At 39.4% G+C, this 14,444-nt stretch carries 16 protein-coding genes and 1 other annotated feature; of the genes, 5 read left to right on the top strand and 11 right to left on the bottom strand.

Annotated elements, in window-relative coordinates; translation table 11 throughout:
* Nucleotides 1-130: 130 nt before the first annotated feature.
* The 4 genes from AC3E8G_RS04875 to AC3E8G_RS04860 are packed head-to-tail and all read left to right on the top strand — an operon-like array spanning nucleotide 131 to nucleotide 3,077.
* The gene (locus AC3E8G_RS04875) at nucleotides 131-811 is read left to right on the top strand and encodes an amino acid ABC transporter permease (protein ID WP_233331375.1); all 681 of its coding nucleotides are present in this window, start codon (nucleotides 131-133) and stop codon (nucleotides 809-811) included.
* The gene (locus AC3E8G_RS04870; RefSeq protein ID WP_238656669.1) at nucleotides 771-1,448 is read left to right on the top strand and encodes an amino acid ABC transporter permease; all 678 of its coding nucleotides are present in this window, start codon (nucleotides 771-773) and stop codon (nucleotides 1,446-1,448) included. Before AC3E8G_RS04875 ends, AC3E8G_RS04870 begins: the two co-directional genes overlap by 41 nt.
* Nucleotide 1,449: 1 nt before the next feature.
* Entirely contained in the window at nucleotides 1,450-2,208 is a 759-nt protein-coding gene (locus tag AC3E8G_RS04865; protein ID WP_129269452.1) for an amino acid ABC transporter ATP-binding protein, read from the top strand.
* Nucleotides 2,209-2,219: 11 nt separating this feature from the next.
* Nucleotides 2,220-3,077: a cysteine ABC transporter substrate-binding protein gene (locus AC3E8G_RS04860; RefSeq protein WP_414285832.1), complete on the top strand. Its 858-nt coding sequence runs from the start codon at nucleotides 2,220-2,222 to the stop codon at nucleotides 3,075-3,077.
* Nucleotides 3,078-3,118: 41 nt separating this feature from the next.
* On the opposite strand, the gene AC3E8G_RS04855 is transcribed toward AC3E8G_RS04860, so the two are convergent.
* The 7 genes from AC3E8G_RS04855 to AC3E8G_RS04825 form a co-directional block, all read right to left on the bottom strand.
* Nucleotides 3,119-4,612 carry a hypothetical protein gene (locus AC3E8G_RS04855; protein ID WP_414285831.1) on the bottom strand — a complete coding sequence of 498 codons (1,494 nt, stop codon included), beginning with the start codon at nucleotides 4,610-4,612 and terminating at the stop codon, nucleotides 3,119-3,121.
* Nucleotides 4,613-4,703: 91 nt separating this feature from the next.
* Entirely contained in the window at nucleotides 4,704-5,171 is a 468-nt protein-coding gene (locus AC3E8G_RS04850; protein WP_006597396.1) for a deoxycytidylate deaminase, read from the bottom strand.
* 133 nt (nucleotides 5,172-5,304) lie between these two features.
* Entirely contained in the window at nucleotides 5,305-5,664 is a 360-nt protein-coding gene (gene rplT, locus AC3E8G_RS04845; protein ID WP_000124834.1) for a 50S ribosomal protein L20, read from the bottom strand.
* 49 nt (nucleotides 5,665-5,713) lie between these two features.
* Nucleotides 5,714-5,914: a 50S ribosomal protein L35 gene (gene rpmI / locus AC3E8G_RS04840; protein ID WP_003003453.1), complete on the bottom strand. Its 201-nt coding sequence runs from the start codon at nucleotides 5,912-5,914 to the stop codon at nucleotides 5,714-5,716.
* Nucleotides 5,915-5,947: 33 nt separating this feature from the next.
* Entirely contained in the window at nucleotides 5,948-6,478 is a 531-nt protein-coding gene (gene infC, locus AC3E8G_RS04835) for a translation initiation factor IF-3 (RefSeq protein WP_006597373.1), read from the bottom strand.
* A gap of 15 nt (nucleotides 6,479-6,493) precedes the next feature.
* Nucleotides 6,494-6,624, bottom strand: a sequence feature (ribosomal protein L20 leader region).
* Between the two features lie 20 nt (nucleotides 6,625-6,644).
* A complete protein-coding gene (cmk, locus tag AC3E8G_RS04830; protein WP_414285830.1) occupies nucleotides 6,645-7,328 on the bottom strand; it encodes a (d)CMP kinase in 684 nt (227 codons plus the stop codon).
* A gap of 10 nt (nucleotides 7,329-7,338) precedes the next feature.
* Nucleotides 7,339-7,779: an SAG1386/EF1546 family surface-associated protein gene (locus AC3E8G_RS04825; protein WP_233331371.1), complete on the bottom strand. Its 441-nt coding sequence runs from the start codon at nucleotides 7,777-7,779 to the stop codon at nucleotides 7,339-7,341.
* Between the two features lie 45 nt (nucleotides 7,780-7,824).
* Here AC3E8G_RS04825 and AC3E8G_RS04820 point away from each other — a divergent pair, with 45 nt between their 5' ends.
* A complete protein-coding gene (locus AC3E8G_RS04820) occupies nucleotides 7,825-8,022 on the top strand; it encodes a ferredoxin (RefSeq protein ID WP_334228028.1) in 198 nt (65 codons plus the stop codon).
* Here the strand turns inward: AC3E8G_RS04820 and AC3E8G_RS04815 are convergent.
* The 4 genes from AC3E8G_RS04815 to AC3E8G_RS04800 form a co-directional block, all read right to left on the bottom strand.
* Nucleotides 8,019-8,507 (bottom strand): EbsA family protein, encoded by a 489-nt coding sequence (locus AC3E8G_RS04815; RefSeq protein WP_233331370.1) that lies wholly within the window; start codon nucleotides 8,505-8,507, stop codon nucleotides 8,019-8,021. The genes AC3E8G_RS04820 and AC3E8G_RS04815 overlap by 4 nt on opposite strands.
* A gap of 129 nt (nucleotides 8,508-8,636) precedes the next feature.
* A complete protein-coding gene (locus AC3E8G_RS04810; protein ID WP_485770414.1) occupies nucleotides 8,637-11,165 on the bottom strand; it encodes an LTA synthase family protein in 2,529 nt (842 codons plus the stop codon).
* A 37-nt stretch (nucleotides 11,166-11,202) separates the two neighbouring features.
* Entirely contained in the window at nucleotides 11,203-12,687 is a 1,485-nt protein-coding gene (locus AC3E8G_RS04805; RefSeq protein ID WP_414285828.1) for a DUF2142 domain-containing protein, read from the bottom strand.
* Nucleotides 12,688-12,698: 11 nt separating this feature from the next.
* Entirely contained in the window at nucleotides 12,699-14,444 is a 1,746-nt protein-coding gene (locus AC3E8G_RS04800) for a rhamnan synthesis F family protein (RefSeq protein WP_233331367.1), read from the bottom strand.

Below are 14,444 nucleotides of genomic sequence, written 5' to 3'. Positions count from 1 at the left end.
TTATCTATCAAGTTGATAAATTATCCATATTATTCAAATGATTTTTTTCGTGTTACAATGACTGTATTATTTTCTAATCGGTAAGGTAGTTTCCTTTTCTCCTTGCTTATTAGAGAGGAGGAAATCATTTTTGGATTGGTCAATTGTTGAACAATATTTTCCACTCTACCAGCAGGCCTTTTTCTTGACCTTACACATTGCTGTGTGGGGAATTTTAGGTTCATTTCTTTTAGGACTGATTGTCAGTATCATCCGTCATTATCGTCTACCGATTTTAAGTCAACTAGCTGGCTGTTACATCGAACTTTCTCGAAATACACCGCTCTTGATTCAGCTCTTCTTCCTCTACTTTGGCTTGCCAAGGATAGGAATCGTCCTTTCTTCAGAAGTCTGTGCAACGATTGGTCTCATCTTTTTAGGTGGTTCCTATATGGCCGAGTCCTTCCGAAGCGGTCTAGAAGCTGTCAGTCAAACCCAGCATGAAATCGGTCTCTCCATTGGGCTAACACCCAGACAGGTCTTTCGCTATGTGATCCTACCACAAGCGACCGCAGTGGCTCTGCCTTCCTTTAGCGCCAATGTCATTTTCCTGATTAAAGAGACCTCTGTATTCTCTGTAGTCGCTTTAGCTGACCTCATGTATGTCGCAAAAGATTTGATCGGACTCTATTACGAGACAGATATCGCTCTAACCATGTTGGTCATTGCCTATCTACTTCTCTTGCTACCGATTTCACTTCTCTTTAGTTGGATAGAAAGGAGATTACGCCATGCAGGATTCGGGAATCCAAGTACTCTTTCAGGGAAATAATCTCCTTCGGATACTCCAAGGCTTGGGCGTGACCATTGGGATTTCCATTATCTCTGTCTTCCTATCCATGATCCTTGGAACCCTACTTGGAATCGTCATGACTTCTCATTCAAAAGTCATTCGTCTGCTCACTCGCTTTTATCTGGAATTTATCCGGATCATGCCCCAGTTGGTCTTGCTCTTTATCGTATACTTCGGTTTAGCCCGCAATTTCAACATCAACATTTCTGGTGAAAGTTCAGCTATTATCGTCTTTACCCTTTGGGGAACAGCTGAGATGGGAGATTTAGTCCGAGGGGCTATCACTTCTCTTCCAAAACACCAGTTTGAAAGTGGACAAGCCTTAGGGTTAAGCAAGGTCCAACTATATCACTACATCATCATCCCACAGGTTCTCAGACGATTGCTTCCACAAGCTATTAACTTGATTACCCGTATGATAAAGACAACCTCCTTAGTGGTCCTCATCGGGGTTGTAGAAGTTACCAAGGTCGGCCAACAAATCATCGATAGCAACCGCCTGACCATCCCAACCGCTTCTTTTTGGATTTATGGAACCATTTTAGTCTTGTACTTTATTGTCTGCTTCCCTATTTCCAAATTAGCAGGACAGTTAGAAAACCACTGGAGGAATTAATATGTCTGAAACCATTTTAGAAATCAAGGACCTAAAAAAATCCTTTGGAGACACTCCTATCCTCCAAGGACTTTCCCTCAAGGTTCAAAAAGGGGAGGTCGTAGTGATCTTGGGACCTTCTGGTTGTGGTAAGAGTACCCTTCTTCGTTGTATCAATGGCTTAGAAACTATCCAGGCTGGCGATATCCTCTTGGATGGTCAATCCATTACCAAGAATCAAAAAGACTTCCACCTGGTCCGCCAAAAGATTGGGATGGTCTTCCAAAGTTATGAACTCTTCCCCCATTTAGACGTCCTCCAAAACCTGATCCTAGGTCCTACAAAAGCTCAAGGACGAGCTAAAGAGGAAGTCATCAAGGAAGCAGAAGAATTACTGGAACGGGTCGGTCTTTTGGAGAAGAAACATAGCTACGCAAGGCAGTTGTCTGGTGGACAGAAGCAACGGGTAGCCATCGTTCGCTCCCTCCTCATGCATCCAGAAATTATCCTCTTCGATGAAGTGACAGCCTCTCTAGACCCTGAGATGGTCCGGGAAGTCCTAGAACTCATCAACGACCTGGCCCAAGAAGGACGGACCATGATTCTAGTGACCCACGAGTTACAGTTCGCACAAGCCATTGCCGATCGGATCATTTTCTTGGATCAGGGTAAAATTGCCGAAGAAGGAAGTGCTCACTCCTTCTTTACCAACCCACAAACCCAACGAGCACAAGAATTTTTAAATGTATTTGACTTTAGCCAATTTGGCTCATATCTATAAAGGAGATTTTTATGAAAATCATTAAACCAATTTTAGTTCTTTTTACCTTCGCTCTCGCTTTGCTCTTTATCACTGCATGTGGCTCTAGCAAGTCATCATCTTCTTCTACCGGCTCGAAAGCACGTACTATTGAAGAAATCAAGAAAAGTGGCGAGCTTCGTATCGCGGTCTTTGGAGACAAAAAACCATTTGGTTATGTTGATAACGATGGAGCATACCAAGGTTACGATATCGAACTAGGAAACCAATTAGCTAAAGACCTTGGTGTCAAACCGAAATATGTATCAGTGGATGCGGCTAATCGTGCGGAATACTTGATCTCCAATAAAGTGGATATCACCTTAGCCAACTTTACCGTTACAGATGAGCGGAAGAAACAAGTAGACTTTGCCCTTCCTTACATGAAGGTTTCACTCGGTGTGGTGTCTCCTAAAGATAAGGTCATCACAGATGTGAAACAATTGGAAGGAAAAACCTTGATCGTAACCAAGGGAACTACTGCTGAAACCTACTTCGAAAAAAACCATCCAGAAGTGAAACTTCAAAAATATGACCAATACAGCGATGCCTATCAAGCTCTCCTAGATGGACGTGGCGATGCCTTCTCAACAGACAACACAGAAGTCCTTGCTTGGTCCCTTGAAAACAAAGGATACGAAGTTGGAATTACTTCACTTGGTGATCCAGATACGATCGCACCAGCGGTTCAAAAAGGAAACAAAGAACTCCTCGATTTCATTAACGATGACATTCAAAAGCTTGGAAAAGAAAATTTCTTCCACAAAGCTTATGAAAAAACTCTTCACCCAACCTACGGCGATGCTGCAAAAGCGGATGACCTCGTTGTTGAAGGTGGCGAAGTGAAATAACAAATAAAGACTCTATCGCAATGATAGAGCCTTTTTTCTTGTCAAAAACTGTTTTTCTTAGTATCCTTTGGTCGTTTCACCCAAAAGAAAGTAGCTAGCAAGACATCGATGGCTAAACAGACAGAGAGGACCTGTAGTGGCCACAGCAAGCCATAAACAGCTGATAGACCGTAGAAAATACATGCTGATGCCCAAAAGATTCGAGAATCTATCGCCAAAGCGAACTGGGTTGAGACAAAGCCGATGGTGAATAGGATCAAATGGATACTCGTTGCATAAAAAATCATGAAGGCAAAAGGGCCGGTCAAGATGAGTCCGACGAAGCCCAAGCCATAATAAGTAAGACCGAGCCATTTTGGAAGAGCAAAGAGATAGGAATAAGGAGACGATGCATTTTCTTCCTTGCTTAAGTTCCTGTTAAGGGGCTCTCTAGATGTCTCAAGTGACTGCTTGCTATTGTTATCTTGCTCAACCATCACATCCACTGCAAGCCTTTCTTGCCCAGCCTCTAAGTCCTTTGTTACGACTCCTTCTCCCCTGTCGCTCGATTCGTTCCCAAATAACATAACAAGAGGAGCGATAACTAATTTTTCTTTCATCAAGACGAATACATTCGGATAGCCGTATCGTTTTGGGTAAGAAAGCAAATCGGATAATAAGGATGAAGATTCCTTATTTCCGGAGCTCCCTTCATCTGAGCTTCTTTGACTTTTTACCCGCTCAGCTGTCTCTTCTTCATCTCCACGTGCAGTACCTTCTTGGTCAGCAAGGGCGCTTGACCGCGTCCCAATGAGCTTCTGCAAACTTTCCTTCTGTCTATATACCAGATAAAGGGAAATGACAGAATGGTAAAAAGGAATGGGTGAAGTCGTTTTTAAAACGAGCAGGTCTAGCGTGACAGAAGGGAGATAGTAACAAGCATAAAGGCAACTGAGCACAAATAGGACCTTCTGACTCTTAATGACGAAGAAACTGGACAACAAGATGACAAGCAGGACTTCTTGGTCCACTCCTTCAAATAATCTCCAGTAAAAGTCAGATTTTGAATGATCCAATATATTCCACAAGCGTAAAACAACAGGAATCCGATCTACCAATTGTAAGATACTGATCCCCAAAGAAACCAACGGAACGATTGGATACCAGGTTCCTTCCTGACTAACCAAAGAACGAAGACGAGGCCACTCCACCTTATTGATTATGATCAGGACAATCGCTAAGGTTGGAAGTTGAGAAAGTCTCATCACAACCTCCGTACCAAACAAAGCAATGGGAACCTCTTGTGGCCAAAAGATGCTGAGGACTAGGAAGAGAGCATAGAGAAGAAACCCTTCCTGCTTCTCCTGTCCTTTCCAGATCTTTACTGTGAGAAATACTTGAATAGCCAGCCATAAAAGAATCTGAATGATTGACAACCAGATAATAGGTGGATTCTCTCCATTTCCAGTCTCTCCGGATAAGAGCATAAATACTTGAAAAAGAGCCCCAAGAACCTGGACTAGTAAGAGAATGAGGTAGCAAATTTTACGGTTCATCACAATCTCCTTCCTCTAGACGAATCAATGAAGCGTGAACTCAAAAACGAGCTTTCTTTTTAATTGTAGGTAGTGAGACAGCAATCCATTCTTAAATAAAGTCTGCCTCTGCAATAGCTTCTTTGACCACCTCCAATGGAAGATGGACTAGCTCTACTTCTTTTTCACGGTAGAGATATTGAGCATACTCATCGATACGGTATTGATGGATATAAACCACCCGCTTGCAGCCAACTTGAAGCAGCTGCTTGGTACAGTTGAGGCAAGGGAAATGAGTCACATAGGCAGTAAAACCTTTGGGAATCCCCCGTTCCGCTCCCTGTAAAATGGCATTCACCTCTGCATGGAGGGTACGGACACAATGTCCTTCTACCATGAGACAGTCATGATCCAAGCAATGCTCCGTACCAGAGACAGAGCCATTGTATCCCGTCGCAACCACCTTATGATCCTTAACCAAAACAGCACCCACCTTGGCCCGCTTACAGGTAGCTCGATTTGATATTAACAAAGCCTGTGCTGCAAAATACTCATCCCAGGCTAATCGTTTATGTCCCACAGTCTTGTCCTCCTTCATGAACATTCTAAATTTTTTTCATTATAGCACGAAATCAACTGAAAAAAAAGAAGTCTTTGTCACAGCCGATTCCTTCACTCAAAGAAAAAGAGATCCATGCGGATCTCTTTATTAATTATTTACCAAGTTTTGCTTTAGCTGCATCTGCAAGAGCTGTGAAAGCTGCTGCATCGTTAACAGCCAAGTCAGCAAGCATTTTACGGTTAACTTCGATCTCAGCCAATTTCAAACCATGCATCAATTGTGAGTATGAAAGTCCGTTCATACGAGCTGCCGCATTGATACGTGTGATCCACAATTTGCGGAAGTCACGTTTCTTTTGACGACGGTCACGGTATGCATAGTAGTAAGAGTTCATTACTTGTTCTTTTGCAGTACGGAACAAGATGTGTTTAGCTCCATAGTAACCTTTAGCTAATTTAAGAATACGTTTACGACGTTTGCGTGATACAACGCCACCTTTAACACGTGCCATTTATATTTCCTCCAATATTTCCTAGAATTCTTTACTTACAAATACGCGATTATTTCAAGCGAGTAAGCATTGCTTTGATACGTTTGAAATCTCCTGCATGCACCATAGATGCTTTACGAAGATGACGACGTTGTTTCTTAGTTTTTCCGTGGAAACGGTGAGAAGTGTAAGCACGGAAACGTTTAAGTCCACCAGAACCTGTACGTTTGAAACGTTTAGCTGATGCGCGGTGTGTTTTTTGTTTTGGCATGATATTTTCTCCTTTTTTTAACTTTCTGACAGATTATTTCTTGTCAGTTGCTGGTGCCAACTGCATGAACATTTGACGACCATCCATTTTAGCACGTTGTTCGATGATAGCAATATCTTGAGTTGCTTCAGCGAAATCGGCTAAAACTTTTGCCCCAATCTCTTTATGGGTGATCATACGACCCTTAAAGCGAATGGAAACCTTCACTTTGTTCCCTTTTTCAAGGAACTTGCGAGCATTGCGAAGTTTTGTATCGAAATCACCCTTGTCGATAACTGGGCTCAAACGAACTTCTTTCACGGTCACAACGCTTTGTTTTTTGCGTTGTTCTTTTTGTTTCTTCTGGTACTCAAATTTGAACTTACCGTAGTCCATAATTTTCGCAACAGGAGGTTTAGCTTGAGGTTGAATGAGAACCAAGTCCACATTAGCGTCGTCCGCAAGTGCTTGCGCTTCACCAAGTGGTTTGATACCCAATTGTTCGCCCTCAAGACCGATTAAGCGAACTTCACGTACACGAATTTCATCATTGATGAATAAGTCTTGCTTTGCTATGGTTTTCACCTCTTTTTTTATTTTAGAGAAAAACAAGAGCGGACTTGCTAACGCAAACCCGCACTACATGATTATATTTCATTTCTGAAACTTGATCCGTAGGGGCCAGACAACGTTAGTCGCAAGGCGAGAAGTTCTCACTTCTGCTTTTCTCAACTTTTATATGATATCAAGTTTATGATGGATTGTCAAGGATTTTTTTTGCTTTTTCTTCAATAAATGCAACCACTTGATCAATCCCGACACCAGTCGTATCAAAATGAATAGCATCGTCTGCTGGTTTCAATGGCGAAACTTCTCGGTGACTGTCTTTGTAGTCCCGCTCAGCAATTTCTTTTTTCAATACTTCTAAATCTGTTTCAATGCCCTTGCTCAAATTTTCCTTATAGCGACGCTCTGCACGTTCTTCTACAGAAGCCACTAGGAAAATCTTCAATTCTGCATTTGGTAAGACAACCGTCCCGATATCACGACCGTCCATGACGATCCCACCTTGAGCAGCAATCTGTTGTTGCTGGGCTACCAAGCGCTCACGCACAGGAGCCAAGGAAGATACCCAAGAGACATTGTTGGTCACTTCATTGTCACGAATTGGGTGAGTCACATCGACATCAGCTACGAAGACTAATTGCTGGCCGTCTTCAGAGCGTCCAAAACTCACAGGATATTGGTTCAGCAAATCAACCAACTGGTCAACATCTGCTTCAGTCAGATCATGACGGAGAGCCAGATAGGTCGCTGCGCGATACATGGCACCCGTATCGAGATAAGTGTAGCCTAAATTTTTAGCAATAATCTTAGCAACAGTTGACTTCCCGCTAGATGCAGGGCCATCAATCGCGATTTGAATCTGTTTCATAGCTTATCCTTTATTTAATCTTGACGACATCTCCTGGATTGGCATACCATGATCCAGTAGACATGTGAGATGGATTCAGTTGCTCTAATTCGGCGATCGAAATGCCAGCACGCGCTGCAATTGCTGCTTCTCCTTCACCAGCTAGAACAGTAATCGTACCTTCTTCAGATTCTTCTGCACTTGCTTCCTCTGTCTGTTCTGCAGCTGGAGCACTGCTTGCTGCTACGACTGTTGTTTCTCCATTATAGAAACCGCTCATTTGTTTCTTCTGATCACTTCCACCTGTAGATAGGTAAACTAAAAAGCAGACCATCGCTACAATAATAATAAAGAAAATAATCGCCAAGATGGTCAACAAGCGATCAGCTTTCATCCCATTTAATTTGTTTGTTCGTTTCAATGTTTCTTCTCCGTCATCATAAATTTCTTCTTCCCATGGCTCTTTCGGCATAACTTCCTCCTTGTGTTTTCCTGTTAAAATCATTACAATATAGATATGAAAATAACCTTAATACCTGAACGTTGTATCGCATGTGGCCTTTGCCAAACATATTCGGACATTTTTGACTATCACGATAATGGCATCGTTAAGTTCGCTTCTGATGATGAACGATTGGAAAAAGAATTTCCTACCGATGCTTCTATCCAAGAAGCGGTCAAAAATTGTCCAACCCGAGCTCTTATCAAAGATTAAGAGCTTTTTTCATTATCTGCATAGTAGAGTTGATAATAGTCCACATGAATAAAGTTATCTGTCAACTCAATCTCACCCTTGAAATGATTATTCAAGGCTAAGGCATTGATAAAGTATTTTTTGGGCCACTTACGCATACAGAAGGTCCGGCTTCTTGATCCATCGTTGAAAATCAACTTGATAGAATTCTTTGTGACTTCCACTTTTTCAATCGATGAAATCGGAACTTTTATAGGAGTTAATGGATTCGCCGTGATAATCCGTAGAATCCCATCATCGTAGATCGTAAAATAGCGATGAACTCCTACAGCCAGCAAGGCCATAAAGAGAAAGAATGAAAAGAGTACCACCGTCGGGATACTGGAACTCTCATACATCAGAGCTAGTCCAATAAAGACGGGTATAACCGATAAAGACCAATAGGTAATCAGCATGGATAAATCAGGCTGCCAATGGTATCGGATTTTCCCAAAAATCTTAATCATATGCGGAACCCCCTCCTACTAGTTTAGCATAAAATCAACAAAAATAGAACAGGAAAGCCTGTTCTATTTTTAATAATTTTAGCAATCAAATCACTGAATGACAGATTGATGAAAGCTGGTCTCTTTCCATTAATTTTTCGCCGATGGTACCTTGAAGAAATCTTTGGATAGATAGCCTTTGCCACTGATTAAATCATATTCTACCATCTTCAAATCTTCAGCAATCTCTTTTGCTTCACCTTCTAAAGCTTTTTTGTCAACACTTGCTTTCTTCAAAACTTCCGTCAAGAGAGCATAGTAAGGAGAGACCTTAGAGTTGGTCTGTTCAAAGACCATAGCAGAGAAATCACTTGAATTGACTAAAGGGTAGTCTAATTTAGGAGTCTCAAAGTTACTCCAAATAAAGTAATCCGTTTGGTACTGCCCTTCAGGATTATTCTTAAAAGCAGACTCCGGATACAAACCAGGCAAATGATCCCCATAGAAAACAACCGTAATCTTTTTGTCGATTTTGGATAGCTTTTCTAGGAAGTCTTGGGTGGCTTTGTCAGTGAACGTTAATAACCTTGAATAATTTGTCAAACGAGTATTGACATCCTCTGAGAAACCTTTGCCGGAAGCTGTTACATCTGATGGTTCCCCTGCAACAAATGGGGCGTGATTCTGCATCGTAATGACTGAGAAAAACTGACTCTGCTTAGGATTTAAATCTCTTAGGACTGCATTATAGGTTGATTGGTCACTTACATGAATTTCCTGGTATCCTACATTATATTCCTTTTTGTCATCAATACTTACAAACTTATCAAAATCAAGTCTATTATAGATAACATCTCTTGAATAGTTAATTTTTGATTCAAAATGGATGATTTCCTTATTTTTAGGTTCAAAAGAATCACTTATCGAAATTAACGGTTGCATTTTCGGAGCAACATCTGAGTAGAGAACAGAGACGGTAGGGCTGATATTATAAAATGGTAAGCCTGTCAAGGTTTGAAATTCCATATTGGCCGTACCACCACCATAGCCATCTGATTTCATCAAACCACTTGTCACTTTCGACTTTATGTCCTGAATGTTAGGAATAGGATTTCTTGAAATCGTAACTCCTTCGATCCTGCTCGGGTCCGAGAAACTCTCACTCAGAACATAAATGATAGTCTGTTGATCGACAAATTCATTTCTTGTTTGGTTGATTTCAGAAGCTTGCATGGAGTACTTCTTTTCAATTTCCAGCATTTTTTCTTTACTGTATCCCTCAGGTTTTATCATAACCTCTGTTGTCAATTGATTGAACCACACATAAGCTAACGATCGATACCTGGCATTAATCGAATTCCCCAGCCATTTTGTATCCTCAAAATTATTCAATAATGTGATAACTGGTACTTTCTCCGAAATCACGCCATTTTCTTTTTGGTCAAAGATAGAATATACTTTATAACCAAATAGTACAAGAGCCAAAAGTGTAAGATAGCGAATTATCGTTGACCGTATAATTTTACATGTATAAATATATCGCCTACCGAGAATATAGGTAACCGATAGACCTACAGCAACAGCTATGACGATGAACATAAAGGAGATATCAACAAAGCTAAATAAAACGGACGGTTGAGATAACCAGACCAAATCACTCGGTAAAATAGGCTCTCCCCTCATACTAAATTTAACAGCGTTGGCAACAACAAAAGAAACACTACTAAAGACAATTAAAATCGTTGTAAACCAATATCTATTAATTAATACATATAGCGATATGTATAAAAACACGAGACAGAGGATAGGAAATACGACTCCACCTGGAAAAATCGAATAACCAACAAGCAAGTCTCCTGCTCCAAGTCCAAGTTGCACACCAGTGTTAGATAGAATAGCTAGACTAATACTAGTCATTACAGCCAGTGAAAAACTCGATCTATTTTTTACTAAGTCTATTTGACCTTTGACAAAAAACAATCCGATAAGAGTTAAAAGAATAGAGAAACCAATCATTCTAAACTCGACAAACCAGAATTGCGACAGGGAATACTTGCCTCCTCCGGTTTTTCCAATGCCATCAATCAAATACCAGGTCGTACGATAGAGAGTTGAAGGAATTTTAGAATCTGTTAAAACAAAAGTTGTTAAAATACTAGAATGCAATAAGTATTCAAATAGTTTTCCAATTGGTCTCGTTTTTCTTTTAACAGCCTTGTTATCAAACCACTGTCTAATAGTTGAAAATAAGAGTGAACTAGCAACTAATACCGATACAAAAACAATTGAGTTGGTCTGCCAAAAACCATTCTTGGCAAAATCGAATACATTATATTTCGGTACATTAATATGAAGGGCAACTTCAACTGAATAAGAAAGAATTAAATAGACACTATAGGATACAAGAATCTTTAAAGCAAAAATTCGCTTTAAATCATATTGAGAAATTAAGACAACCAAAATGACTGTAGCAAGCCCAAAATAGATCCCACAGTGATTAATCAATGCTATAACGGAATCAGTTGCTCCTAGTTTTTCAGCAATCACATGCTGAACTAAATACGTATTAATGACAAGAAAAAACACGAGGAGAGCAAAAGAATACAGTTGAGTTCTCGTTAATTTTTGATAGTTTCTTATAAGAAACTCTTTTAAATTAAACTTCTTTTTTCTCTTCATTTTTCTCCCCATAACTATGATGTTTAAATTATAATCATCAACCCTGAATTTGAGTATAAATCCCAATACTAATCGTTAAAATGTTCAAGAAAATGAGTGCATATTGTAACGATATAACAAAATTTGAATCCTCACTTTGAGCAATATCCACTATGCCCACTTTTTTGTGGAACCATGTGCCGAAGTAAAGTGGTAGAAACATTAAAATATAATAATAGTAACGACCTTGAACCCCACCAACAACAATATCACCTGTGTGATATACACGAGGATCTCCAGAAATCGCAACAATAATTAGGGTTGCTGTACCTAAAAGTAAAAGCAAACTGTAGTATTTAAAGAATTTAGGCAGTTCAATCTTATTTCTAAGAATAATAATGAATAGAATGAAAAAGAAAGTGAAAATTGAAGCTGCGATTAAAAATGCTGATTTTTCAGAAACATACTTTAATGGATCTGAAATAAAATCATTAATAATTCCATGCGGTGCTAAGAATAAAGTTCGTAACAATGGCAGTGGATGCGTTAAGAAATAAAATAGACCTGGACCTTCCCCTGAAATTGAACTTCCAGAAGGGAATAATTTAATAATACCAACATAAATAAATGATATAAATAGATTTAAAAGAAATAGTAAGGAAGAAAATGACCTTATTTTTTTATCTTTATAATATCTATTTGGTAAAACAGACAACAAACTTCCGGTTAATATAAAAGGAAATTTCGAAAATGCAAATAATAATGTCGTACATTGAAAAGCAATTGCATATTTTTTATCAACTTTATTTTTCTCAGAGAGTACATTTGTTAATAATGCTAACGCAATTAAACTAGCTCCAAAATACAAGTAATCATAATGGTAACCAGCGATAATATATAAAACAGCTGGGAAGGTAGAAAATAGATAAATAGCTTCTCTGAATACCTTACTGATTTTTAATGCAAGATAAGCTAAAATTGCAAAGGCTATAACTTCAAAAATTCTACCTAAATAATAAGAAACATATACTTTTTTCGAGATTAGTCTACCGATGGACCATCCAATAGCATTTGGGAGAAAGGCAGGATTGTCAAATCCAACTCTTGTTCCTCTAATCTTACTATCTTTATGTTCTACACTATACCAGTACTGTGAGGATTTTTTTCCGGGGTTTCTTAAAGCATCGTAACCAAATACAGAATCATAGTCTTCTAGCTTTTCATCCGAATATTTAAATATCGGACTATCTGTTATACTAATGACGTTTGGTAGGTGCGATTCTTCATCCAATCCATATTGAACTGGCTTAACAACAGAAATAAAACTACCAAATATAACTATTAACAGAAACGCATTTCGTGGTAATTTATCAGAGTCTTTGGAGTTAAACAGTAACAAGTAAACAATTGAAGCCACAATTAAAATAAGCACATTCTTATTTAATGTAAATTCAAATAAACTGGTCAAAAATATCCTCGAAAATAAAATGATAACAATTGCAATAACAATATTTCTTAACTTTTCTTTGTCAAATAAACTCACTAGAATTTCCTCTACTTTCTCTTGAGTAATCTCAATATAATATATTTCACAGCTCTTGCTGGACCGATAACGATATACTTCAAGGCACCTTTAATCCCTCCTATTTGATTAAAGTCCACAAAGGTATGCGGCTGGAGATCCTCACGATTGTTCAATTGCTTATTATCGATAAATGGTGTCAGAACATGAGGATTTTGAGAGATCCTAAAGTCATATTTTTGATCCCAAGCAATATAGACCAACAAGCGCTCGATCGCATGCAATATCGAATTTTGAGGTAAAGGTTCAGCTGGAACATCTGCTGCTGTCAAATTCAAATCAAAGAGTGGTTTCAAAGCATCGTATTTAAACCAAACAAAGGTCCCATAACTCATGACAAAGGTATTGAGATTTTTGAAGTCAATCGTCTTAGTCGCTCCCATCCGTTCCCAGAGTTTGTTCATCTCTGGTGAAATCAGGGCTTCATTCCAGGCAACCACTATTCGATTGTAACGGAAGAAAGTTGGAATATCTGCGATAGTGATTCCGACTTTTGGATTGGCTTCCATATTGGCTAGGATTTGATCAGCCGGTTTGACCAACATCTCGATCAATTCTTTGCGCCAAGATTCACCTGCCCAGAAATCTGCTTCTTTAGATTTCTTAGTATGGAAATGGCCAACATAATCATATTGAGAAAGTTGCTCTTTTAAGAGCAGCATTGGTAACACATCTCGTCCAATATTTCCAGTCACCACAACCGTCGCATCTTGTGCCCGATTAGAAAGAATTTTCTCAATAGCCTGCTTCTTCTCTTCTACATCCGTCGTGATCCATAAGTCATAAGCGAAATGAAAAGCTTGGAAAGCATCTAGAAATTCTTCCAAGAGGTCCACATAAAAGACATGAAGATGAACCGCAACTTTTTTACCGAACTCTCCAGCTAATTCCTGGTTTTTCAAGTACTTACGAGACAAGAGATAAGGATAGTCCGGACGGTCAATCATAGACATGTGGTTAAGAATCAAATCCAATGGATAGTTCGATACACGCTCCAATTCATCAAAAATATAAGGCATGATTCCTTCATTGTTTGCAATGGTTTTGACTTTGATGAAAGGAACCTTATGACGAAGAATCGCTGTAGGATTGTAGTAAGAAAAGTCCGGATAGAGCATCCCAGTTGTGTCTTCATGAATGGTATCAAAGACCGTCTTATAGCGAAAACCAGCATCCAAGAAATTCGTTGTGACCTTGGTTTCGTAGTTATCAATCACATCTTGAACATTAGTGAAGTCCTGAACACCCTGCCAAAATTCATGGAAGGCACTTGATGTCAACACCTGTTTCTTAAAACTGAGATAATAACTCTGAATATGCTCGTTAAAATTCTTGTCTTTCCGGTAATTGGTCATTCCCCAGAAATCCACTTCATTATCATGTTCAAACTGCTGATAAATGGGTTCTAGATCCCAAAGCGGTCCAAAGCAGGTATCATTCATGAGGGTAACCGAATCAAAGTGAGCCAGTTGGTCAAAGCCGACTGTTTTCATTCCATCCCGCCAAGCCGCAAAGTCAAAGCCACTATTTTGGCGCTCAACAATATCATCCACCAACTGTTGAGAGGTCAAATGATCCTTCACATCTTCTGGTAGTTGGCTATTGGAGATAAAGACCACCCGTGAATACAAGGGGCGAATGTTTTCTAATTGGTAGAGTACATGTCCACTGATAAAGTTAAATTTATTGAAGTGGACATATAAAAGTAAACGTTGCAT

Source organism: Streptococcus sp. SCPM-O-B-15294 (M123), from assembly GCF_058200455.1.
Note: the sequence above shows the minus strand (reverse complement) of the source record. Positions and strands in the feature narration are given on the sequence as shown.